This window comes from Arcticibacter sp. (assembly GCF_053551015.1).
On sequence record NZ_JBMQOB010000015.1, the window covers coordinates 1 to 23,360 of the forward strand.

The window sequence follows — 23,360 nt, forward strand, 5'->3', positions numbered from 1 at the left end:
CAGAAGAAGATAGGAAGATCTTAAATGATGCTCCCTATGACGAACAAGAATACAAACAGGATCTTGGTGTAAAGGCGCTTTGGGGAGAGCAAGGTTATTCAACTATTGAGCGGACTGGTATAAGACCCACCCTGGAAGTAAACGGTATCTGGGGAGGTTACATCGGAGAAGGTGCCAAGACTGTTCTTCCTTCGAAAGCAAGTGCAAAAATATCCATGCGCCTGGTTCCGAATCAGCAATCTGACAAGATCACTGAACTATTTAAATCATATTTCGAGTCCATCGCTCCCGAATATGTGAGTGTGAAAGTTACTCCTCATCATGGTGGAGAACCTGTTGTGACGCCTACAGACAGCGTGGCTTATCGTGCAGCTGAAAAAGCTTTAGAAGAATCTTTCGGAAAAAAACCTATTCCTACCAGAGGTGGAGGAAGCATACCTATCGTTGCGCTTTTCGAAGCTGAGCTCGGAATCAAGACTGTGCTGATGGGATTTGGCCTGGATAGCGATAATCTGCATTCTCCAAACGAAAAATATGATATAGCTAACTACTATAAAGGGATAGAAACGATTCCTTTATTCCATAAATATTTCGCTGAGTTGAGCATGGAATGAAATTATTTTGTTGGCTGATAGCTTTTTAGTAAAATCTTAAAATTCGCTTGCAAGTTAATTTAAAGATTTTCTATATTTGCAGCCACGAAAGGCACCCATAGCTCAGCTGGATAGAGCAACGGTTTTCTAAACCGTCGGTCTCAGGTTCGAATCCTGATGGGTGTACCAACGAGACAAGACCCTCTTCGAATCATTGTGTTTGTAGAGGGTCTTCTGTTTTTCGGCAGCTCCTTTCAGAATATCACCTTGAGGCATCCATGGGATTATTGCCCACGGAGCGTCACTACCCACCAAACCAATCCCAAGCTCCAAAGACAGTACAGCGCATTTAAACCAAACGTCACCTTTGTTCGTTCGTATAGTATAAGTCTCCGGATCACTCCAGGAGCAAAAATGTCAACCAATTATTCTAAAACTCTTAAACGTTAGTAGTCATGGAACAGCCATTTGAAATCACCTATAATAGTAAAAATACTTCGTTCGTACTGGCAGTTTATCGTTCATATAAAGGCCAGCAGCAGGATCCTTATTATACGATCGTTGTGGATGAGGTAAGTCTGGGAGACCTCGTCAAAGTAAACAACTCATGGAAGTGGGAGTCTGGAGGTAAGGAAGGCCCCAATCACGGGGGAATCAACCTTGATGCCAATTCGGCAAGGGAGATTGGGCAAAGTATTGACAATTATCTGTCTACTCCACAGCCATCATAACCTGGAAGAACGCCGTTTGCAAACATAGCTCCACCACTTTTGTTAGGGTTATATTATGAAACGAATGCTTTTTATACTGGCGCTACCTTTAACTCTGCTCTCCTGTCGTCAACCGCCCAAAGACCTGAGCTCGGTCTCTATAGGTATGACCAAGGATGAAGTGACTGCAGCTGCAGGCGAGCCTGCAAAGAAGAACGAACTCGCTGTAATCGACGTATGGGTGTATCCTGACGCTGATAGAAGTGTTATCTTCAGGAAAGACACTGTCTATAACATTATCACGTCTTCTGAAGCCCGCGTTGATTCTATCGAAAACTCCCTTGAATCAGCTGGAGAGAAGGTTGGAAGTAGCCTCAACAGAATCGGCGACAGTCTTGAGAAAACGGGACAACAGATTAAAGACAAGTTCCGGAGAGACACAAGCGGACATTAGTTCAGCAGGTATAGCCGCAAAAAACAAGAGCCGGGATACCGGCTCTTGGGATGTCTTCACAAATAGATATAGGGTATGGTGAGAACACCGCGCATAGTCATATAGTTTTGCAGACAAATACGTGTTCTCATGTAGTTAAATACCTGATGCACGAAAACTCCAACTAATTTTCGCCGCTTGTTCAATCATATAGCCGTGTAATTTTCCACAGATGCCACCTTATGCTTGAAATACGTTTACTTTTGTGAAAACAAACAAACTTGTGAATGAGGGATATCGATCTGGACCCATCAATTAAAGCAATACGTACCACACAGCTCGGTATCGCGGTTAGTATCCTGCTTGTCGCGGTAAAGGCCGCGGGTGGGCACTTTGGGCACTCTTATGCACTCATTGCCGATGCGACCGAGACCGGTGCCGATATCCTTAGTTCATTTCTGCTCTGGATCGGACTGAGATATTCGCTCAAGCCCGCCGACGAGCGCCACCCTTATGGACACGGTAAGGCAGAGCCCCTAGCCGCAATTGTTATTTCCCTTTTCCTTCTGGGCGCTGCTGTCTGGATAGGCTATAATGCCGTGGGGTTCATCAATACACCACATGAAGGACCTAAGGTTTTCACTCTTTGGATCCTGATTGCCGTAATCGTCATCAAGGAGTCTCTCTATCGCTATGTCATGAAGGTAGGCAGAGAGTTGAACAGCCAGGCCGTTAAAGCCGATGCGTTCCATCATCGTAGTGACGCCATTACATCTGCTGCCGCATTCATCGGTATTCTGATAGCGATTTTCGGGGGAAAAGGTTATGAAGGCGCGGACGACTGGGCAGCGCTCATTGCAGCAGTGCTCATTGTCTATAATGCAGCAACTATATTGAAACCTGCATTCGACGAGATTATGGACACTGCTCCATCCGGAGAGATCGTTAATAAAGTCAAGGATAGCGCCAGGAGCGTTGAGGATGTAGTGGAAGTTGAAAAGTGCTATGTCAGAAAAATGGGTCTCGACTACTTCATTGATCTTCATATTCTGGTGGATGCAGATATAACGGTATCAGCAGGCCATACGATCGCCCACATGGTAAAAGATAAGTTAATGAGGAGTAATAGCCAGATCAAAGGCGCAATTATACACGTAGAGCCCTACGTGATCAAATCGAATCAATCAACAATCTCTAACATATGAAGCTCAAAACGCTCTTAATTTCAGGAATTCTTTGTGTATCTGCAGCAAGTCAGGTGAAAGCACAGTTTACATTACCCGATCTTCCATACGCCTACGATGCTCTCGCGCAGGCAATTGATAAGAAGACCATGGTTATACATCATGACAAACATCATGCAAGCTACGTTACCAACCTCAATGCAGCGATCAAGGGTACCGCGATGGAAACAAAGTCTCTTGAGCAGATTCTGGCCACAGTTAAGAGTGCACCAGCTGCTGTTCGCAACAACGCTGGCGGACATTATAACCACTCTTTATTCTGGAAAATCATGTCGCCTACTGCAACTGAACCTTCAGCGGCATTAGTGAAAGCGATTACCAAAGATTTCGGATCTGTTGATGCATTTAAAACAGCCTTCGCCGACTCAGCAGCAAAACGTTTTGGCTCAGGGTGGGCATGGTTAATTGTTCAGAATGGTAAATTGAAAGTTTCGAGTACACCTAATCAGGATAACCCGCTAATGGATGTAGTGGCAGAAAAGGGCACACCGATCCTCGCTCTTGACGTGTGGGAGCATGCGTACTATCTCAGATACCAGAATAAGCGTGCAGACTATATATCTTCCTGGTGGAAGGTTGTCAACTGGAAAGAAGTGGAAAACTTATTTGATCAGGCAAAGAAATAAGACATCGATAAAAAAGAAAAGCTGGACAATCTGTCCAGCTTTTCTTTTTTATCAGTATTTACGAAACCAGCTATTCACTTTCATCTGAATCACACCTAAAAAGGCCTCTCTGAATATGCGAGTACTCATTTTTGAGATTCCCTCTGTTCGGTCGGTAAAGATGATCGGGACTTCCACTACCTTAAATCCGTAGTTAATGGCCGTGAACTTCATCTCAATCTGGAAGGCATAGCCCACAAATTTGATCTTATCCATCTCTATCTTCTCCAGAACCCGGCGTTTATAGCATTTGAATCCTGCAGTTGCATCATGGATGTCGATCCCCGTAATAAAGCGGACATACACGGAAGCAAAATAAGACATCAGGACCCGGCTCATCGGCCAGTTGACCACGTTCACACCCGTCACATATCTTGATCCGATAGAAAGATCTGCACCATCAAGGCAAGCCTGCCTTAGACGTATAAGGTCAGATGGGTTGTGAGAAAAATCAGCATCCATCTCGAATATAAACTCATACTCGTGCTTGAGGGCCCATTTAAATCCGTGTATATATGCAGTACCTAAGCCAAGCTTTCCTTTTCGTTCCTCTATAAACAACTTTCCCGAATACTCTCCCTGTAGTTGCTTTACGATATCTGCAGTTCCGTCAGGCGAGCCATCATCGATAATCAAAACATGAAAAGGAGTAGGCAGTGCAAATACAGTGCGAATAATCTTCTCAATGTTTTCCTTCTCGTTATATGTAGGAATTATGACTAAGCTATCAACTAACACGTAAAAAATTTATGGGTGCGAACAAAGTTACTATTCGTTTAATGAACATTATGCATCAGTTTTTTCATCAGCGGTGTCAGCAGCATAATCAGCACACCCAATCCGATAGGAATTAATGTGAAGATCAGGAAGAAAGTGGACATCGAATATTCCGCAGTGATTTCGTCAATCTTACCACCCATAGTTCCCGCAATCTTATTACCGATAGCAATAGCCAGGTACCAAATTCCGAACATGATCGCAATCATACGTCCTGGAACCAGCTTACTCACGTAAGACAGGCCAACAGGCGATATGCATAACTCTCCCGAAGTGTGGAAGAAGTAAGCCGCAACAAGCCATAGCATGCTCACAGACGCATCTCTGGCACCCTGTGGAATGCCGCTCGCGCCATAAGCCAGAGTCGCAAATCCAATACCCAGTAAGATCATTCCCAGACCATTCTTAATCGTAGCCGGAGGATTAAACTTGCTTTCCCAAACTTTCGAGAAGAGAGGCGCAAGTGTAATGATAAACAGGGAGTTCAGAACCATGAACCAGGTTGCCGGTACTTCTGCCTTAACGTCGTTGTACTGACTTCTAAGCATGTAGATAACAATAGCCCAGATAATAACGAAGCCACTTGCTAAGATGATGTTTCCGACAGCAAAACGACCGAAAGTCTGTTTCATCAACTTGTAAAGCACATAGGTGATAATAGAAAGAGGGACCACCGTAATGAGCGTATTCACAATATTGAACAGCACCTTGTAGTTGCCTTCCAGCACCCGCGCTGTATAGTCGCGTGCAAAAATGGTCATAGATCCACCAGCCTGCTCAAAAGAAGCCCAGAAGAATATCGTAATGAACGCCAGGATAACGACAGCGATCATCTTATTCCGCAGGATAGGCGTGTACTGAGATATTCTCTTCACAATCACCAAAAGAAACAAGGTAAGCGCAGTAGCGATAGCGAAATTACTTCCGGAAAGTCCACCAACAGAAAAGTTGAAGACATCAAATGAGGTGATCTTCGATACAGGGTCATTGATTACCCACACCAGACCAACAACAGAAATAATGCCGATCATCACCAGGTCAAACGCAGAAAAAGGATTCTTAGTCGCCTCATCCGGATGCTCCACTTCTTTAGAAATCTCGTCCTCCACAGGCTTCAGCCCGATGTTTCCGAAGATGTTCTGCGTAAAATAAAACTGCAGCATACCGATAAACATGAAGATACCTGCAAGACCGAAACCGTAGCTCCAGCCCCAATCAGGACTCTCACCGATGTACCCACACAATAACATACCCAGGAATGCACCAGAATTCACGCCCATGTAGAAAATCGTATAAGCACCATCTTTCTTCTGCGGATGCTCCTTGTACATTTTCGACAAAATAGAAGTCATATTCGGTTTGAAGAACCCGTTACCTACTACCAGAAAGCATAGGCCGACGTACATGAAGATCGGATCGATTTCAATCGCCATCGATAGATGACCGAGCGTCATTAAAAACGCGCCCAGCACCACTGCCCATCTGTAGCCAATAATCCTGTCGGCGATATAGCCACCCAGGATAGGCGTCAGATAAGCCATCGAGGTATAGGAACCATAAATAGCAAGAGCACTTTCTCTAGGCCAGCCCCAACCAGGGTTAGATCCCAGAACAGAAGAGGTCAGGAACAGTACAAGAAGGGCGCGCATCCCGTAATAGGAAAAGCGCTCCCACATCTCGGTAAAGAACAGTACAAATAGCCCTTCCGGATGTCCTAATACCTTGGAACTAAATAAATCATTTGATTGTTGCGACATAATCGAATATATAAAAGCAGCCTATTTTACGCCACCCATAAGTTTTTTAATTGCCGGTGCGCTGATGATCATGATCACGCCTGCAACCAACGCGTAAATAGCGAGTTGTTTGTACCCGTCAGTGAAAGTAATCAGCTTCTGCTGAACTGAATCATTCTCACCCGCCTTAGACAATCCTGCACCGAGAATTCCAGCAACATACTGGCCGTAGGCACTTGCCAGGAACCACATCCCCATCATCACACCCTGAAGTCTTGCCGGAGAAAGCTTAGTCATGATTGAAAGGCCGATAGGAGAGAGGCAAAGCTCACCAAAAGTAATGATCAGGTAAGCCAGCGTAAATACATCCAGTGAAGTAACTCCGTTTTCATCAGCAAAGAAACGAGTAGCATAGAACGTAAAGAACGCCCCAGCCAGGAACAAGAAGCCTAATCCAAACTTAACAACGGTATTCGGCTCAATCTTTTTCTTAGCCATAGCAATCCAGATCAGTCCGATGATTGGAGCGAAAATGATCACGAAAAGGGAGTTAACCGAGTTGTTCACACCATTAGGATCCAATGTAAAGGTCCCCAGCAGCTGATTATCCAGGTTACGTGCTGAAAACAGCGCAAGAGATCCACCGCTCTGTTCAAAGAAAGCCCAGAACAAGATCGAGAACATAATGAAGAACAGCGCAGCAAGAAGCTTTTTACGCTCTTCTACCGTGTGCTTAGTCATCTCATAAAAGAGGTAGATCAGGGTAGCAGGACCGATAGAATACATAAACCAGTCAGTATACTGTGTCTGGGAAACCATCACTGCGATCACCGGAATAATAGCCAGAGAGCCAATATAAACCGCATAGCTCTTCCATGCCTGAGGTTTGGCAGTCTTGGTTTTAACCTCTACCACCTGCTCAGGAGCAGTGCTAACCGATAGGTCTTTATCTGCAATAAGCGGTTCAGGCTGGTTACCTGTAGGCGGAAGTCCGATCGGGCCAAGCGTCTTTTGAGTGAAAACAAAGGTGATTAAGCTGATGGTCATCACGATGCCTGCCAAAGCAAAGGCCAGATGCCACGAATATTCTTTACCGATAGCAACACAAGCATAACCGCCCAAAAGAGCACCAATGTTAATACCTGAATAGAACAACGAAAAACCAGCATCCCGTCTTGAATCATCTTTCTTATAAAGCGCGCCCACCATGGTAGAGATATTCGGTTTGAAGAAACCCGTACCTACAATAGTGAAACTGATTCCCGGAAAGAAGAGTCCGTGAGGATCATACGCCAAAATAGCACTCCCCGCAATCATCAGTAAACCACCCCAGAAAAGTGACCTCCTGAATCCCAGTATTTTATCAGCAAAAAGTCCCCCGATGAAAGTAAATGCATAAACAAAAGCCTGAGTAGCACCATACTGAAGGTTCGCCATCTCATCTTTCATCAACAGTTCCGTCACCATGAAGTAGGTGAGCATACCGCGCATGCCATAGAAGCAGAATCGTTCCCACATCTCTGAGAAGAACAGATACCATAGTTGTTTTGGATACTTTCCCTGAAAGTTCTGGATTTCCTCCAGTGTTGGTTGTGTGGATGCTGTAAGTGCGGCCATTATAGATTATTAACGATGAATTCAGTCATTTTTGAATACAGGTGCATGGAAGTTTCTCCACCATATATTCCGTGATTCTTATCGGGGTAGTAGGCTTGTTCAAAAGGCTTGTTCGCCTGGATCAGCGCTTCCGACAGAACAACGCTGTTCTGGAAGTGAACATTATCGTCGCCTGTTCCATGAATCAGCAGGAACTTGCCTTTAAGCAGATGCGCAAAGTTTACAGGCGAGTTCTCGTCGTAACCTGCAGCGTTCTCCTGAGGCGTTCTCAGATAGCGCTCTGTATATATCGAATCGTAGAACCTCCAGTTAGTAACCGGTGCTACGGCGATAGCCATTTTAAACACGTCGGCTCCTTTGGTGATGCAGAGAGACGACATATAACCGCCATAGCTCCAGCCCCAGATCCCGATCCGTGAAGGGTCAACATAGTTCTGACCCGCCAGCCACTTCGCTGCCTCAATCTGATCTTCCGTCTCCAGCTTGCCAAGGTCTTTATAGGTCATTTTCTTGAACTCTGATCCTCTGAATCCTGTACCGCGGTTGTCAACACATACCACGATATATCCCTGTTGTGCCAGCATGTTGAACCATTTGCTTCTGCTGCCTCCCCAGGTATCAGCCACATTCTGACTGCCAGGTCCGCCGTAAACGTACATCAGCACCGGATATTTCTTATTCGGATCAAAGTTAGCCGGCTTAATCATCCAGCCGTTCAAACTTACGTTTGCAGGTGTTTTGAAGCTAAAGAACTCCGTAGCTGATAAGTTGAATTGCGAAAGTCGTCCCTTCAGGGCCGCATTGTCCTCCAATATCCGCACCTGATTGCCGCTGCGGTCGTTGAGGGTGATGTATGCGGGCTGATTAACTGTAGAATGGTTCAGCACGAAATAGCTGAAATCAGAACTGAACGTAGCCGTATTCGTCCCAGCCGACTTGCTTAAACGCTTTTTTCCGCTACCATTTAGCTTGATCGAAAATATATCACGCTGAGAAGGGGAGAGTTCAGCCGACTGGAAGAATACCGTCTGCGTGTTTTCATCGATACCATAAAGCTCCGTAACCTCCCAATTTCCTTTGGTGATTTGCTTTACGATTTTTCCATTCATATCATACAGATAGACATGGTTGAACCCATCGCGCTCGCTCACGTTGATAAACTGCTTGCCATTCTTTAAGAAGGTAAGCTGCTCTTTCTCTATGTCGATGTAATACTTGTCTGTTTCCGTTAGAATAACTTTTGATCTGCCCGTCAAAGCATCTGCAAGCAGATAATCAAGCTTGTTCTGATGCCTGTTCATCCGCAGCACACAAAGTTGGGAAGAGTTGCTTGTCCACCTGATCCGTGGGATGTATTGATCCGTTTCTGTGCCCACATCCACCTTTGCGGTCGACTGTTTAGCCAGGTTATACACATGGATACTAACAATTGAGTTCTTCTCACCCGCTTTCGGGTATTTGTACTTGTATTCGGTGGGATAAAGTTTGTCGAAAATGGTCATCGAATACTCCGGAACCAGCGTCTCATCAAACTTGTAATAGGCAATGCTCTGTCCGTCAGGACTCCAGAAGAAGGCCTGCGCAAACGCGAATTCTTCCTCATATACCCAGTCAGACTGTCCATTGATGATCCTGTTGAACGCTCCGTCGCTGGTAATCTGTTTTTCCTGAAGATCATTTTCCAGGTCTTTAACAAAGAGGTTATTGTCTCTTACAAAGGCAATTTTGGTGCCGTCGGGTGAAAAGCTGGCGAAAGACTGCTTGCCTTTTTTCGATACCTCGATGATCTTTTTAGAAGCAAGCTCATAAACATAGTAGTTCGCCTTAGTGGAGTGGCGGTATATAGGCTCCTCGTCCTGCGCAATGAGCACCTTCTTTTCGTCGTTGCTAAAATCAGTGCTTAATTCCAGCGTATCCGACTGGTAGATCAGATCGCTCTGATAATATAAAGCCTGGGCAAGCTTTCCGTCATTGAAATTATTCTTCGCTACAAATATCCTTCCGGTTTGCGGGTCCTGCTGAATGGAAGCAAAACTCTTTCCGTCTTTCATGGAGTTCAAGCCATAAACCGAACGTTGAGTAAAGGTGTTTTTTCTGAAAATGTCCTCCAGTGTGATCGTTCGGTGGTTTTGTGCGAGAACGCTTCCCGAAATAAGTAGTAAAAGAAGTAATTTCTTCATGCAGCTGTTAAGAAGAATAAATAATTGTATGGAATTTCGTTTCTAACATGTGGAAGGTCTCAAATATCACATTTTTTTTAAAATAAAACTGTATCCTACTGCCTGAGTTTGTTGATTGTCTCCGTGTTTTTCTTTCGAGGATCGATATATAGATCGTCCGTCTCAGAACTCCGGTTCATCAGCTCGATATTGTTCAGGAATTTCCATTTTCCATTCGTCAGCTTCAACCCGTCGTAAGACAGGTCGGGGCCAAGCATAGAAGGGTCTCCTTCCATTTCCGGAGCAGGTGCTGCCAGATGATCAAACACGATCCTTTGCTGATCCGCTTCATAATTAAGCATCATTGAAACGGAACGATTGTATTCGAAAATGATCCTTTTCTTCCCGTTAACCCTGGCATTACCTTCAAACACGGGCATGCCAAAACTAGCCGAGGAGCCATCAAAACGCAGCACGTCGACCACCTTCTTTGTTGATTTCACCGTATTACCCTTCCATCCCAGCAACACGTAATAAGGTGCTGCCGCGCCCCGGGTAACCGGAATGATTTTATAATATTGGGAGCCATACCAGTGATTGTTATCCACTGAAGTATCCTCAGGCGCACTGATCTGGTCGCTGTAATCCACCAGGGGGTGCAATTGCAGCTTTCCCGGAGCATTCATCTGAATAGCTCCATAATAGCGGTAGCTGCCGTTCTGGTTCATCACATGCCAGCTAAATATTCTGAACTTATTATCCGGAGACCGCTGAATGCTGAGCGATTTCAGTGAGTCGAAATTAAAGGAGAAGGAGCCGCTTACCTGGAGAGAGCGCACAAGCGTACGGATCATTCTGGCGTTTGATGCATAGCGTTCCGCCTGATCCGGACTGTTGATCACCTGATAGGCAAGTCCCTTGAGCGTATCCTGATAGGCGCTTAATCGCGATGCAGGATCGCCAGCTGAAGGTCTCTGCCCGAATGCCACCTCACTTACTCCTGCTAACAGCAAAAACCAAAAAACTATCCTTGACATATCTCTCTTTGAGCCAATAGGTTCATATAAACTAAGAATTAATCAAAACTTGCTTACTTTTGAACTAATAAAGAACTTCAGTGGCAAAACTAAAAAAAAAATACCATCTCCTTTTATACCGGCGATACGGCTCTAGTTTAAAGTATATCATGATGGTAGCCTGCGTGGTTATTGTAACAATGTTTTTGCCTAAACATGCCCGCTTCAAGTACGAATACGAGAAAGGTAAAGTATGGATGAACAAAGATCTGGTGTCTCCATACAGCTTCCCGATCGAAAAAACCTTTGATGAGATAGAGGAAGATAAAGCCGAAGTTTACAAATCCGTTCTCCCCGTTTATCACAACCGCACCGATATCTTCAAGACAGAATTTCAGGCATTCATCGGCGATTTCGACGTCAAGTGGGACAATGCCGGAGAAGAAGAACGGCTGAAAATGGCCTACCAGGAGGTTGGGGTACGTATCCTATCGGCTGTTTACCAGAAAGGGATTATGGCGCACGTCAAGAAGTTTCAGCGCTCCGGTACCAATTACAACTTTACACTCCTCACCAATAACGAAGCCCGCCAGATGAATACCGTGGGCGTCCTAACGCTCGAAACTGCCGAGATGTATATCGATCAGGAGGTGAAGGAAGCCAATGCCATTAAGAATAAAGTCTGGCTCAGCAAGCTCATCAAAGATCATATTCAGCAAACCTATATTTACGATGAACATCTTACGGAGAAAGTAGAAGCCGAAGCGCTGAAAAATCTCTCCCCAACCCGCGGAATGGTACAGCAGGGTGAACTGATCATCGCTAACGGTGCCGTTATCAGCCAGGAGATCTATCAGAAGCTTGAATCACTGAAGAGCACGTTCGAACAGGAACGGCATTTCAGCGGTAGCAGGCAAGCTATCTTCATCGGTCAGCTCCTCCTCGGCGGACTCATTGTCTGTCTGTTGATGGTGTTCCTTCGCCTGTTCCGAAAAGACATTTATGAGGATAACCGGAAGATGTCGCTCATCTTGGTGGTGATCACGATGATGTTGGTCAGTCTGTCGTGGGCCATCAGTATGAAGATTCCAAACCTCTACTATATTCCGTATTGTATCGTCCCCATCATTATCAGAATCCTGTTCGATACCCGATTGGCACTCAATATCCACCTTCTGGTCGTTTTAATCGCAGGGTTTTTCGTGCCAAACAGCTTTGAATTCGCCTTCTTACAGGTAACTGCCGGGATGGTGGCCATATATAGCATCAAGAACCTGGTCAAACGCGAGCAGCTGCTCATTTCCGCTGTCCTGATCTTATGCACCTATATCGTAGCTTACTTCGGTATCTCCCTGATCCGGAACAATGGTACGCTATCGAACGTGGAGTGGATGAGCTTCCTGCCGTTTGTATTCAGTGTGCTGCTATCACTCCTGGCTTATCCGCTTATCTACGCCTTTGAGCGTGTATTTGGGCTGACTTCAGAGGTTACGCTGATGGAGATCACCAATACCAACTCGAGGCTGCTCCGCGAGCTTTCTTTTAAAGCACCCGGAACATTCCAGCATTCGCTTCAGGTTGCCAATTTGGCCGAGGCTGCCATCTTTAACGTAGGAGGGAATGCACTACTGGTAAGAGCAGGAGCCTTATATCATGATATCGGCAAGATGGAGAACCCGCATTACTTCATCGAAAACCAGAATATGGGCGCCAATCCTCACGATAAGTTGTCGTATGAGGCCAGTGCGCAGATCATCATTCAGCACGTCACCAACGGCGTGGAACTTGCAAGAAAGAACCATCTTCCGGAGATCGTGATCGACTTCATCAGAACGCATCATGGCAACACGAGAATGGACTACTTCTATCAGTCGTTCCTGAAGAACTTCCCTGAGAAGTTTGTAGACGAGAATATTTTCCGCTACCCGGGGCCCATTCCATTTTCCAAAGAAACGGGAGTACTCATGCTGGCGGATTCGATAGAAGCCGCTTCAAGGAGCCTGAAGGAACCCAATAAGGATAGTATCAGTGCGCTCGTTGATCGCATTATCGATTACAAACTCGAGCAGGGGCAGTTAAATAACTGTAATATCACCTTAAAAGATATTGCGACCATACGCTCCATCTTCAAAAATATGCTCATGAGCATCTACCACGTGCGTATCGACTATAAAGTTTAGAAAAAAAACGTTTTTTGAAGCTGAGAATAACTATCTAACGCTCAGGGTCCTTTGTTTTAAAGCATCAAAAAGCCCGAAAATCTTTGCTGAAATTGTTAAAATATTTTTTGAAGGGTGAGTTGAATTACTATATTTGCAGTCCCTGAAAAGAGGGGTGAGGTGCCTGAGAGGCCGAAAGGAACAGTTTGCTAAACTGTCGTACTGGAAACGGTACCGAGGGTTCGAATCCCTCCCTCACCGCTGATAACATGTCAAAGTTTTGAAAAACGCCTCAGATCATACGATCTGGGGCGTTTTTGCTTTATAGCCACCTCATTTCAACGCAATTCATGGATCAATCCGTAATGTTGTGGACTAAGCATATATTTTCATTAAGCGGTACATAAAGAAATCGATGTTCCTTACTCCCCTGAACTGACTTCTTAGTGCTTTTATTTTGGCATTAAAGGATTCAGCAGATGCATTCGTGCTTCGGTTATCAAAGTAATTCAGGATGGTGATGTAATGATTTTGGATGGTTCTCCTAACCGAAGCGAAGGCTTTCATTCCAGCTTTTTCCACCTGATCATACCATTGGGCCAGGCGGGTATACCCCAGTTCCTTCTCTTTAGTAGATGAGAAGATATGAGAGAGCTTGCGGCTCAACCTGTATGCTTTTTCCAAGTCGGGATATATTCTGAAAAGGATTTCTGCCCGTTGTAGCTGAGAGGGAGCCCATGCGGTTTCATCTTTGAATAGCAGGTAGCGGCTTCGTGCCAATAGTTGTTTTCTGGTATCACCGTTCTCCAGCAGGTCTGGAACATACTCTTTGTGCAGCTCTTTAGCCAGCTCTATCTCCAGATTTTCCTGATCGATGGCCTGCCATCGATGTGCAATACGCAACTGCTGAACGGCATCAGTTGCGTATTGCTGGACATGGAAACGGTCAGAGACGAGTTTCGCTCTGGGGAAACTGCGGGTAACGATACGCTCCATTGTGGCTGCCAGGTCCAGGGTTACCTCCTCAACCAGATAGCGTTTACGCCGTGGTATCTTCTTCAGTACCTGGATGATCTGATCGCTTTTGACACCTTTGATAATGGCTACCAACGCACCTTTGCGTCCTTTTGCCTGCTTGTTGGTCACCACGGTATATAGCTCCCCCTGTGACAGGCAGGTCTCATCGATACTCAGATAGGGTCCAATGTTCTCTGGAAACAGGAGCCAGTCACTGGCGTGTTCCCGCTCTTGCCAGCTTATAAAATCGCTCAGGTGACGCACATAGTGTTCTTCCAATCGCTTGCCATCCAATCCAAAAAGTTTGGCAATGGTTTGGATACCCAGCGGGTATCTATCGATCAAATCCTTTTAAAAAAGCGGCAAGCTCGGTGGTCATTCGAGTGCCTTCAGCTACCTGGTTCCAATCGTGGAAGATGACTGTGCCTGTGGTCTTATCGACCCACTTGCGTCGTTTCAAATGCAGAAAGCACGCTTTCCCACGTAGTGGAAAATCACGTACGGTAATCTCATCAAAAAAGCCTTTAGATAACAAGCTGCCTTCAGCATGACCTGCAGGAGGTGTATTCTTCTGGGATAAGTACAAATGGATCTGACCTTCTTTTTTCTCGATGCGGTCAACTTCGAACAGCTCAGTCAGACCTTCTGGCAACAACAGGGATAAGAGTTCTTTCTCCAACGCTTTTTTTGCCTTCAAAGATATCAGCTTAATTCCATCTCCACAACTTTCCGGATTGATCCCAATTCATCTCAATCGAAGCGAGACCTCTTGCGAGACCTATCCGGCCCTTCGTAAATTAGGTCTCGCTGAACCGCTAAAAGTTTAATTATTAACCCTTAATCGTTGAGGCGATGATCAGAACAGTTTGTATCAACTTCGCGTTGAAAAAGAGCAAAACACTTAAAGACGGTACAGCTCCGGTTTATCTGAGATTGACGGTGGCAGGAGAACGTGTTGAATTTACCACCCGCCGGTACATTAAGTCAGAACGCTGGAATGCCGACCAGCAAAAGATGACTGGCACAAATGAAGAAGCCCGTGTTTTTAACCATTACCTAAAGACACTTGAACAACAGGTTTATGATGAGCACAGAAAAATGATGAATGCAAATGCCAACATCTGTGTTGAAGATCTCAAAAATAGATTGCTTGGCAAGGAGCAAAAGGAAAGGCAAAAGATGCTGATTCCTATCTTCAAGGAACATAATAAGCGTCTGCAACTGCTCATTGGAAAAGAATATTCCCAAGGGACGTTAACCATCTTTGAAACAACCTTCAGGCATGTGACTGAATTTATTCAGTGGCAATACCGGAAAGGTGATATAGACATCAAAGCTGTCGATCACGAGTTTATCACATCCTTTGATTTCTATCTACGGTCAGAATGCAATTGCGCGAATAATACTACGGTTAAATATGTAAAGAACTTTAAGAAGATCATCAGACTGTGTATAGCGAATTGATGGCTGGACAAAGATCCGTTCGTCAACTACAAGCCAAAAGTAAAAGAAGTAGTTAGAGATTTTTTGACCAACGATGAAATTCAAGCAATGGCAGATGCAAAGCTGGTCACCAATCGGGTAAGGCAAGTGAGGGATATATTCCTATTCAGTTGTTTTACCGGATTAGCTTATGCCGATGTAAAGAAACTTAAAAGGTCTGAGATCATCAAAGGTATTGATGGGCAACAATGGATCTTCACATCACGTCAAAAAACAGACACCACATCTCGTATCCCATTATTACCTACCGCATTGAAGATATTGGCAAAGTACGACGATAATCCAGAATGCTTACATAACGATAAAGCATTGCCTGTTCTGTCCAACCAAAAAATGAACACTTATTTAAAGGAGATTGCCGATACGGTCGGTATCAACAAGGAATTGACCTTTCACATTGCCCGGCATACTTTTGCCACAGTAGTCACACTTTCAAACGGCGTATCTATAGAAAGTGTCTCAAAAATGCTTGGTCACCGTAATATTCGCACTACACAGCATTACGCAAAAATTTTGGATGCCAAGGTGAGTGAGGACATGGCTGTTCTGAAAGAGAAGTTAAAAAACCACTGAAAATAAATTGTCACGTATCGAAAACGGTTATCACATTTTGTGATAACCTTATAATAGAAATTATGCAAAAAGAAGCAATCATAACAGACGAACTTATTTCAAGCAGGATATATTTGGTCAGAGGTCAAAAAGTAATGTTAGACTGTAAGTACCCCTTTTCTCAAACAGCTCAGACTGGACTTTTCTAATTTACATTATTATGCGGTTATCTTGTGATCCCTGAGTTTTTCTGCTATTTCAGCCGGTGTCAGATCCCCCAGTCCTTCATGAGGTCTTCTGTTATTGTACTCATCCATCCATACTCCAGTATGTTCCCTGACTTCAGCTAAGCTAAAAAACAGGTATGCATCTAAAATTTCCTTGCGATAGCTTCTATTAAAACGTTCTATGTACCCATTCTGTGTGGGCTTGCCCGGTTGTGTATACTGGATACTGATTCCCTGATCTTTACACCAAAGTTCAAAATGATGGCTGGTAAACTCGGGTCCATTATCCACACGTACGGAAAGAGGCTTGCCACGCCAGTCTATTATCTGTTCCAGTGCGCGGGTAACTCTTCGGGAAGAGATAGACGAGCCGATCTCAATGGTTAACACTTCACGAGAGCAGTCGTCCATGACGTTAAAAGTTCGAAACTTGCCACCCGAGGCCAGGCTGTCGCTCATAAAGTCCATACTCCATTTTTGGTTAATACTTTCTTGCTGTTCCAGCGGAATTCTCTGACGCAGAGGCAGTCTGCGTTTGCCACGACGCTTTTTGTTCATCTTAAGCAACTTGTAAACCCTATATACCTTTTTATGGTTCCAACCTTTACCAGCCCTACGCAGATAGGCATATAGCTTACGGAAACCATAGACCGGATGCTTGGCAGATAGTTCATCCAAGGCCTCAATTACTGCACTGTCGTCCTTCTTGCTGGTATAATAATATTGTGAGCGGCACATGCCCGTTAGCATGCAGGCTCCGGTGATACTTAAACCGTGATCCAGTATTATATCCTGGGTTAACTGTTTTTGTTCCCGGAGCCCCAACCTTTTTTTGAGATGACTTCTTTGAGGATTTCGTGGTTCAGGCTTAGGTCGGCAAACATCTTTTTCAAGCGGGCATTTTCTTCTTCAAGCTCTTTTAGTCGTTTAACGTCAGAGGCTTCCATGCCTCCGTAACGACTTTTCCAATTGTAGAAAGTCGCCTTGCTGATCTCCAGTTCTCTGCAGATGTCTTCTGTCTTTCTGCCTTCTTCTCCCTCTTTGAGGGCTCTTACAATCTGTGTTTCGGTAAACCGTGTCTTTTTCATTCCCTATTTAAAACTAAGCATTTCTGTCCAGTTTTAAACCGTTCGATTTTTAGGGACACTTACAACTTACACTTCGTGATGATTTCTGCTGCCATAATTATTTATTTAATGATATAAAACTCAAACCTAAACTCCTGTCAGATGCTCCACAAGTACAACTTTGAAGTTGAACCCCTGCAACAAAGTTGTACCCTTACATTAAGAATAGCTGACAAGCTGCGCACACCTTGTGTTATATTCATTGCATTTGTTTAAGTACAAAGGTGCTGAACTGGTATAAATAAATATCACACCTCATGTACGAGGTAGGATGTTTTATACAAAAATGAGTTGAAGGAATTGGAAATTACTCCGAGTTTATCCGAGTCGGATTTGAAAACTCCCAATATAGATTTTAGGCTCATAACCTGAAGGTCATAAGTTCGATTCCTGCTCCCGCTATTTAATAATAAGGCAGTTACTTTAGATCGTGATTGCCTTTTTTTTCTGTTAACGTGTTGTTAACGTTTTCCTGCTTTGCAAACGGCTTATATGAAGATTTGAATTTGAGTTGAATCAAAGAAACTTTAAGCGCGTTCATCATCCTAAGATTGGCGGATTGCTTCTGCGCCTGCTATTAAACATAGTAAGTTAGGAAAATAGTAGCTACCATTCTTGTTATCAGTCATATAGTGTACGCTAAATACAAAGTAGCCGGCTGGAATCAAAATGAATAGCAAGATTATAATTTATTCATTAATTAAACCAAACGAAGCGGCAGGTATTGATATAGCAATAGCTTCTTCTACTTCAACTCTATTAGCCACTTCTATCTTATTATAAATTTCGTTCTCTTTACTTATCGCCTCAAAACTGATGACCAGAGCGAAAGGGATTTCAATATCGGTTCCTTTATCCCAACCTTTGTGTCCAACTACGGCAAATGATAGCTCAGCCGTAAGCACATTAGATTTTAAAATAACCCAGTCCTTTTGGGTGGCGCTGTCTTGTCGTTTCATACCTTTTACTTGACCATAGCCAGGTGAGGTAGAAACGACCCATTTTATACTGTTAACGTCCTGTTGAAGAGTATTTTCGTCGTCCGTTTCTTCCTCCATCCGTTTGAGAACCCGGTCAGCAAAATCGTCGAAGGATTCGCCAAGTTTGGACGATTCCCAAGTAAGCCAGGAACCAAAATATGATTTGAGTCTCTTTCGTGTTCTTCTCGGCTCAGCAGTGTATACCAGCGTGACTTCTAATAAAATATCGTAGTCGTCTCCTGCACGGGTTAATTCGCTAGGCACGTTAATAGAATATAAATTGGCTTGGTGAGCGGCAACTTTTCCTTCTGTCGTAAAGGTAATCCGGTAAGGCGTGTTTTCAACCGCTCGTTGCAGATCAGGAATACCAAAACCGAACGCGCGCATCGTATTACGATTGGGTTGGTGGAATGCATGCTCCGGTAAGCGTGCGGATTGCACGACCAACGCCTTATACAACAAGGTGCTTTCTGTTGGAAAACGTTTAGCCAGGTGCGCAATAATATGAGCTACTTTTGGGGCCGCGAAAGAAGTTCCGATGGCGTATCCGGTGGCATTCGCGCCGGTTTTAATAACTTTGACGGATACAGAGTCGTCCTGCGTCACTAAAAAACCTGTTTTTTCACGGAGTAAATCGCCACCATATTCTACCACATCCGGTTTAATACAACCCCATAGCCCCGGCCCCGTACGGGAAAATGCAGACAGACGTCCCCTGGTACCAAAAGATTTACGGTCCTGGTCCTCAAAATCTGCATTGCAAACAGAACCTACCGTGAGACTTAATAAACTTTGCGCCGGATTGGCGATCCGGCAACTGGACTCCAATAGATAGCGCGGATAGTCTCGGCCAGCGGTGATGTGTTCCAGAACGCCGGGCCGTTCCGCTAAACCGGTGCTGATTTTAAGGTTTCCTGCCGCCAATATAAAAAGCAATTTTCTCTGATGGATGAGACTGTCTAATTTGGCCGCCCAGGTGGAAATATGATTTAGGCGACATGGTCCTGATGTTGCAACCGACATATTAAAAAGCCTTATCCCGTCGAAGTCGTCCGCAATTTCTTCCATCAGTTCCGCAGGGAAAAGCCGGTCTGACAACCTGTTATGTGCATCCAAAATACGCGCATTGACCAAAAAACAAGGTGGCTGGTAGGCCCCATCATCGGGTATAGTATTACCAAATAAAATGCTTCCGGCTACTTTAGTCCCGTGACCACCATCAGGTACATGGTCGGCGGTCGTATCCTCGTCAGGGACGTAATTTTTTGAATAGGTAGTTAAAATTGCAGGTTCAAGGTAAAGATGCTTTTCCTGTATACCGCTGTCAATTACGCAGATTATCGGAGAGTCCTTTTCCGGAGGAGTAATATCAACCGCTGGAAAAGCGAAATCGGAGGCCAGTTCTTCCATTTGGATTTCTTCGCCTTCGGTGATTTCAAATACGTAAGCGTAGTTCCGGATTAAATCCTTTAAGGCCTGGCCGTTCATTTTTGCCTTAAAGCCAAAACTGTCTTCCAAATCCACGAAACTGCTCAACAGTTCACCCTTATATACTTTTTCAATAAAGTTAGTCAGGAAATCTTGTCGTTCGCTGGCGATGTTATCCCGCTCAATTTCTGCCGCTTGTGTTCTCTTTAACCAATCATCCAGTTTTCGCTGATATTGTTCATCGCTGTCTGGTTTGCGGATAGACCGATATTCTTTTTTTTCAGGATTATCTTTATTCTTTGCTTCATAATTAGCTTTGTTTTCCGCATATTCTTCGTCAGTTTCCGGCATTACCCGAATTGGCTTGGAAGGCATTTTTAAATAACAAGCAACGGAAATATCTACTGTAAAAAGTTGGCCGTCCGCCATTCCATCAGGAAAAAGCTGCTTTAAGCCGGGCGACAAAATATAATCGGCCCGCCACTGATCACCCTGGACGATTTGCCAAAGTTTGGCGGCTTGATCTTTCGACTTCCCTTTTTGATCAATGAACTGCTGGATCTTATTGCCCAGTGAACTAAAACTATCCACGTTAGCACCGATGATAAAGCCATTTTCTTCTTCGGCGACAATTTCAATTCCATAACCCTTCAGCGCTTCGATATCAAAATCGCGCGGGTCTACTTGAAGGAATACAGGCAGTACAGTTTCAGAAAAGATATCAGGCAAACCAGCTTCCTTCCTTTGCAAAAGTTGCTGTGTGTACGCTTGTTGCCATCCTGACGCGGAGGCCGTTAAAGCAGCGCCATGCCCAGCCCGGTTACTTAGATTGGCCGCTGTTTGCGCGTCAATTTTCTTATCAATAGGAACGCCGGTAAATTGATACAGACCGTTGATTTTTCTTTTAAGGAGTAGGTGTGGGAATTCAGGCATTAGGCTTTGTGATACAGTTCATTTTCTTTCAGAGACAGATCAAAGTGTTCCTGGCTGATGATGCCGTTTCCCTGAATGACTGAAAATTTTGCTGCATCTGTTGCCACCTTTACGACCATCGCTGACGAAAAATCTTTTAATTGTTTACTGATTTTTTTCCAGTCAACAGTCTTATCCGATTTTATCGACGCTAACGTTGACCTTAATATCCGGTGGATCTCATCCTGACCAGGTTTTGGTAGTTCGATAATATCGTCGAAACGCCTGAAAATAGCTTTGTCAATAGCACCTTCCAGATTGGTGGTCGCAATGATCAGTCCGGGACCATTGAAATCCTCTAATACATTAAGTAAAATATTAACTACCCGGTGCATTTCGCCGACATCCTGTTTGCCATCACGGGACTTGGCTATAAAATCAAACTCATCCAATAAAAGGACACTGGGGTAGATTTTAATTGCTTCAAATAACTTAGTGAGATTGCTGGCCGATTCCCCTAAATAGGACGACACTACCGCTTCAAATTTAACCTTCAAAAACGGCAGGCCAATATTCCAGGCTATTCTTTCAGCACTCATCGATTTGCCGCAACCAGGCGCACCATGGAACAGTATTCTTCGCCGAGGCTTCAGCCCATAATGGGCTAACCGCTCCCTAGCAAGGAATTCTTTCTCTATACGGGTGATCTTTTCCTCAACATTTGCAGATAAGACCATCTCGTGTCGGAGCAATTCATTAGGAATATGTGCCGCAAGCGGAATATTACTCCGCTTGTCCGTTGGTATCAAGACAGACCCGCCAAAAATATTTCTTAATTCGCCTTTGAATGATTGATTGGTCTTAATGTTCTTTTCCAGTATTCCCTGCAACCGGTCGGCAAGTTTGGCATGACCTTTTTTTCGCTCGTCTTCAATGATAGAACCGGCAACCCTTACGATATCATCGGATTGTTCACCGTCTATGGAACGGAATAAGCGGACGAGCAGGTCTTGGTTCATGATCTAAATAAATTCAAACGCAAATATATTACAAATAATATGCCTATCGCGATGATTTAAAGTTATGCTAAATATAATGTTAATCGTCGTCAGCTCAAAAATTATTAACTCAGGAGAAACGAATTTTTCCCTGCAATTTGATAAAATCTCTACTTTCAACTTTATTTGAACAACAAACTTTTAAAATATTGAACGCAAATAAAATTCCCCAACTATAAATCTTATCACAATATGCCCGTTAGTAGGTCGAGAAATAAAAAGTCGAAAGTAAAAAAGAAGAAGATAGTTCTCAGCAGGAAAGTGCTTATTAAAAATGCGATAACAAAGCAAGATGAACGGGGGATTTTACCCGTAAGGTCTTTGTGCTCTAATTTTTCAGAGTTATTTTTTAATATCTCTCCTGATTTTAAGTCCGAATTCGATGTTGAGGTAGCAAGCGGTTTAAGTGATAAAATATACTACAAAATCTCTGATAAACCTGTTCGCGAAGTTGCTGAGTTGAAAAGCTACAGCGAACCCGGAGATGCAAAAAGCACTCAAAGGATAGTTTTGTACGAAAATTACAACCAATTTCTTTGGTCACTTTGCTACTCACTTTTAGTTCTTTTCGATAAAGGCATACATGAGCCTCGTTTGAAAGGTGTTTACAAAGGTACATTCGTGGACTCCAAACAAGTACGCGAAGCCTGGGAGTTATTTAAAGCAGGAATTTCCTTAACTACAGAATTTAAAAGAACGGTCTTTTTTGATCTCCCCAATCCCGAGATAGATTCTAACCGAGAATATGTAGGTTTGGCAAACGCGATCTACTGTGCTGCACTAGAATTTATTTTATTGCATGAGTTCGGACATCATTTTTTTGGTCACTATGCCGATGATCCAAACCCAGAGCAATCAAAACAAGATGAATTTTTGGTGGATGATTTCGCCATTGAAAAAATGTCAGCACATTTTTCAAAAGAAGAAGGCTCAACATTGAAGGCAGGAATATTATTCGGAACGCTTTCATTCTTTTTCCTTGATCGACGTATCAACGGAGGTGATACCCACCCAGATCTGGACGACCGCTTGAATGAAATTATAGACAGGTTAGAATTAGATGAATTAAATAATCTGTGGGGCATTGCCAGCCTGGGTATCAACCTCTGGGGCCATCACTTTAATCATAATATTAAAATACCTAGGATCGGTGAAACGTACAAAGCATTGTTTAAAGACACTATTGAAGATTTAAAACGATTCAAATAACTATGAAGCCAAGGGAAGTTGCTAGCTTAGTCAGGATCATCAATTTTTTGTTGATTGCTTGGGTGTTGGCTTTTATCAACAGATACAAAGAGGACTTTTGGATTATTACAGGTTGACTACTGATTTCATAATACCCGGTCAATTATTGCTCATCGCTGCAATAGCTTTTGCTCTGTTGGAACTATTAACCTTTCGTTGTATACAAAACATCATCAAATTAGTTCGTAAACCGGGATTT

19 protein-coding genes and 2 tRNA genes are annotated in these 23,360 nt (G+C 43.9%); 11 read left to right on the forward strand and 10 right to left on the reverse strand.

Annotated features, from left to right (window positions below; genetic code table 11):
• From ACO1NU_RS08355 to ACO1NU_RS08380, 6 genes are all read left to right on the forward strand, one after another.
• Window positions 1–614, forward strand: a 614-nt coding sequence (locus tag ACO1NU_RS08355; protein ID WP_448818021.1) for a M20/M25/M40 family metallo-hydrolase, incomplete at its 5' end; no start/stop codon positions are given.
• 91 nt (window positions 615–705) lie between these two features.
• A tRNA-Arg gene (locus tag ACO1NU_RS08360) sits at window positions 706–782 on the forward strand.
• Window positions 783–1,048: 266 nt separating this feature from the next.
• Window positions 1,049–1,324: a hypothetical protein gene (locus ACO1NU_RS08365; protein ID WP_448818022.1), complete on the forward strand. Its 276-nt coding sequence runs from the start codon at window positions 1,049–1,051 to the stop codon at window positions 1,322–1,324.
• Window positions 1,325–1,379: 55 nt separating this feature from the next.
• Window positions 1,380–1,757, forward strand: a complete 378-nt coding sequence (locus ACO1NU_RS08370; protein ID WP_448818023.1) for a hypothetical protein — start codon at window positions 1,380–1,382, stop codon at window positions 1,755–1,757.
• A gap of 266 nt (window positions 1,758–2,023) precedes the next feature.
• Window positions 2,024–2,941: a cation diffusion facilitator family transporter gene (locus tag ACO1NU_RS08375; RefSeq protein ID WP_448818024.1), complete on the forward strand. Its 918-nt coding sequence runs from the start codon at window positions 2,024–2,026 to the stop codon at window positions 2,939–2,941.
• Window positions 2,938–3,606, forward strand: coding sequence for a superoxide dismutase (locus ACO1NU_RS08380; RefSeq protein ID WP_448818025.1), 669 nt, complete (start codon window positions 2,938–2,940; stop codon window positions 3,604–3,606). The genes ACO1NU_RS08375 and ACO1NU_RS08380 overlap by 4 nt, the downstream gene beginning before the upstream one ends.
• Before the next feature lie 51 nt (window positions 3,607–3,657).
• Here the strand turns inward: ACO1NU_RS08380 and ACO1NU_RS08385 are convergent, their stop codons facing one another.
• The 5 genes from ACO1NU_RS08385 to ACO1NU_RS08405 all read right to left on the reverse strand — a co-directional run bounded on the left by ACO1NU_RS08385 (window position 3,658) and on the right by ACO1NU_RS08405 (window position 10,971).
• Window positions 3,658–4,383 (reverse strand): polyprenol monophosphomannose synthase, encoded by a 726-nt coding sequence (locus ACO1NU_RS08385; RefSeq protein ID WP_448818026.1) that lies wholly within the window; start codon window positions 4,381–4,383, stop codon window positions 3,658–3,660.
• A 38-nt stretch (window positions 4,384–4,421) separates the two neighbouring features.
• Complete coding sequence (locus tag ACO1NU_RS08390) at window positions 4,422–6,179, reverse strand: peptide MFS transporter (protein WP_448818027.1); 1,758 nt, start codon at window positions 6,177–6,179, stop codon at window positions 4,422–4,424.
• 21 nt (window positions 6,180–6,200) lie between these two features.
• Window positions 6,201–7,775 carry a peptide MFS transporter gene (locus ACO1NU_RS08395; RefSeq protein ID WP_448818028.1) on the reverse strand — a complete coding sequence of 525 codons (1,575 nt, stop codon included), beginning with the start codon at window positions 7,773–7,775 and terminating at the stop codon, window positions 6,201–6,203.
• A complete protein-coding gene (locus ACO1NU_RS08400; protein ID WP_448818029.1) occupies window positions 7,775–9,955 on the reverse strand; it encodes an alpha/beta fold hydrolase in 2,181 nt (726 codons plus the stop codon). Before ACO1NU_RS08400 ends, ACO1NU_RS08395 begins: the two co-directional genes overlap by 1 nt.
• Before the next feature lie 95 nt (window positions 9,956–10,050).
• Window positions 10,051–10,971 (reverse strand): hypothetical protein, encoded by a 921-nt coding sequence (locus tag ACO1NU_RS08405; RefSeq protein WP_448818030.1) that lies wholly within the window; start codon window positions 10,969–10,971, stop codon window positions 10,051–10,053.
• A gap of 152 nt (window positions 10,972–11,123) precedes the next feature.
• Between ACO1NU_RS08405 and ACO1NU_RS08410 the strand changes: the two genes are divergently transcribed.
• Together ACO1NU_RS08410 and ACO1NU_RS08415 are read left to right on the forward strand one after the other, a co-directional pair.
• The gene (locus ACO1NU_RS08410) at window positions 11,124–13,130 is read left to right on the forward strand and encodes an HD family phosphohydrolase (RefSeq protein WP_448818306.1); all 2,007 of its coding nucleotides are present in this window, start codon (window positions 11,124–11,126) and stop codon (window positions 13,128–13,130) included.
• A 153-nt stretch (window positions 13,131–13,283) separates the two neighbouring features.
• A tRNA-Ser gene (locus ACO1NU_RS08415) sits at window positions 13,284–13,370 on the forward strand.
• Window positions 13,371–13,484: 114 nt separating this feature from the next.
• Here ACO1NU_RS08415 and ACO1NU_RS08420 read toward each other — a convergent pair.
• Together ACO1NU_RS08420 and ACO1NU_RS08425 are read right to left on the reverse strand one after the other, a co-directional pair.
• A complete protein-coding gene (locus ACO1NU_RS08420; RefSeq protein WP_448818031.1) occupies window positions 13,485–14,471 on the reverse strand; it encodes an ISAon1 family transposase in 987 nt (328 codons plus the stop codon).
• Window positions 14,461–14,823, reverse strand: a complete 363-nt coding sequence (locus ACO1NU_RS08425) for an ISAon1 family transposase N-terminal region protein (RefSeq protein WP_448818032.1) — start codon at window positions 14,821–14,823, stop codon at window positions 14,461–14,463. Before ACO1NU_RS08425 ends, ACO1NU_RS08420 begins: the two co-directional genes overlap by 11 nt.
• 155 nt (window positions 14,824–14,978) lie before the next feature.
• Between ACO1NU_RS08425 and ACO1NU_RS08430 the strand changes: the two genes are divergently transcribed.
• Together ACO1NU_RS08430 and ACO1NU_RS08435 are read left to right on the forward strand one after the other, a co-directional pair.
• Window positions 14,979–15,590 carry a phage integrase SAM-like domain and Arm DNA-binding domain-containing protein gene (locus ACO1NU_RS08430; protein WP_448818033.1) on the forward strand — a complete coding sequence of 204 codons (612 nt, stop codon included), beginning with the start codon at window positions 14,979–14,981 and terminating at the stop codon, window positions 15,588–15,590.
• Between the two features lie 63 nt (window positions 15,591–15,653).
• A complete protein-coding gene (locus ACO1NU_RS08435; protein ID WP_448818034.1) occupies window positions 15,654–16,202 on the forward strand; it encodes a site-specific integrase in 549 nt (182 codons plus the stop codon).
• A 197-nt stretch (window positions 16,203–16,399) separates the two neighbouring features.
• On the opposite strand, the gene ACO1NU_RS08440 is transcribed toward ACO1NU_RS08435, so the two are convergent.
• From ACO1NU_RS08440 to ACO1NU_RS08450, 3 genes are all read right to left on the reverse strand, one after another.
• Window positions 16,400–17,496 (reverse strand): IS3 family transposase gene (locus tag ACO1NU_RS08440; RefSeq protein ID WP_448818035.1). Its coding sequence is split into 2 segments (ribosomal slippage): window positions 16,400–17,235 and window positions 17,235–17,496, totalling 1,098 coding nucleotides; the frame shifts between segments, so codons are not numbered across the junction.
• A gap of 728 nt (window positions 17,497–18,224) precedes the next feature.
• Window positions 18,225–20,876 (reverse strand): S8 family peptidase, encoded by a 2,652-nt coding sequence (locus ACO1NU_RS08445; RefSeq protein WP_448818036.1) that lies wholly within the window; start codon window positions 20,874–20,876, stop codon window positions 18,225–18,227.
• Complete coding sequence (locus ACO1NU_RS08450) at window positions 20,876–21,874, reverse strand: AAA family ATPase (RefSeq protein ID WP_448818037.1); 999 nt, start codon at window positions 21,872–21,874, stop codon at window positions 20,876–20,878. Before ACO1NU_RS08450 ends, ACO1NU_RS08445 begins: the two co-directional genes overlap by 1 nt.
• 231 nt (window positions 21,875–22,105) lie before the next feature.
• On the opposite strand from ACO1NU_RS08450, the gene ACO1NU_RS08455 reads away from it, so the two are divergent.
• Window positions 22,106–23,122 carry a hypothetical protein gene (locus tag ACO1NU_RS08455; RefSeq protein ID WP_448818038.1) on the forward strand — a complete coding sequence of 339 codons (1,017 nt, stop codon included), beginning with the start codon at window positions 22,106–22,108 and terminating at the stop codon, window positions 23,120–23,122.
• Window positions 23,123–23,360 lie beyond the last annotated feature (238 nt).

What these genes read in the sequence shown, in the direction of transcription:
- ACO1NU_RS08410 (WP_448818306.1), top strand. Translation starts at nt 11,124, where the DNA reads ATGGTAGCCTGCGTGGTTATTGTAACAATGTTTTTGCCTAAACATGCC.
- ACO1NU_RS08430 (WP_448818033.1), top strand. Translation starts at nt 14,979, where the DNA reads ATGATCAGAACAGTTTGTATCAACTTCGCGTTGAAAAAGAGCAAAACA.
- ACO1NU_RS08400 (WP_448818029.1), bottom strand. Translation starts at nt 9,955, where the DNA reads ATGAAGAAATTACTTCTTTTACTACTTATTTCGGGAAGCGTTCTCGCA.
- ACO1NU_RS08395 (WP_448818028.1), bottom strand. Translation starts at nt 7,775, where the DNA reads ATGGCCGCACTTACAGCATCCACACAACCAACACTGGAGGAAATCCAG.
- ACO1NU_RS08390 (WP_448818027.1), bottom strand. Translation starts at nt 6,179, where the DNA reads ATGTCGCAACAATCAAATGATTTATTTAGTTCCAAGGTATTAGGACAT.
- ACO1NU_RS08455 (WP_448818038.1), top strand. Translation starts at nt 22,106, where the DNA reads ATGCCCGTTAGTAGGTCGAGAAATAAAAAGTCGAAAGTAAAAAAGAAG.
- ACO1NU_RS08445 (WP_448818036.1), bottom strand. Translation starts at nt 20,876, where the DNA reads ATGCCTGAATTCCCACACCTACTCCTTAAAAGAAAAATCAACGGTCTG.
- ACO1NU_RS08375 (WP_448818024.1), top strand. Translation starts at nt 2,024, where the DNA reads ATGAGGGATATCGATCTGGACCCATCAATTAAAGCAATACGTACCACA.
- ACO1NU_RS08370 (WP_448818023.1), top strand. Translation starts at nt 1,380, where the DNA reads ATGAAACGAATGCTTTTTATACTGGCGCTACCTTTAACTCTGCTCTCC.
- ACO1NU_RS08450 (WP_448818037.1), bottom strand. Translation starts at nt 21,874, where the DNA reads ATGAACCAAGACCTGCTCGTCCGCTTATTCCGTTCCATAGACGGTGAA.
- ACO1NU_RS08365 (WP_448818022.1), top strand. Translation starts at nt 1,049, where the DNA reads ATGGAACAGCCATTTGAAATCACCTATAATAGTAAAAATACTTCGTTC.
- ACO1NU_RS08380 (WP_448818025.1), top strand. Translation starts at nt 2,938, where the DNA reads ATGAAGCTCAAAACGCTCTTAATTTCAGGAATTCTTTGTGTATCTGCA.
- ACO1NU_RS08405 (WP_448818030.1), bottom strand. Translation starts at nt 10,971, where the DNA reads ATGTCAAGGATAGTTTTTTGGTTTTTGCTGTTAGCAGGAGTAAGTGAG.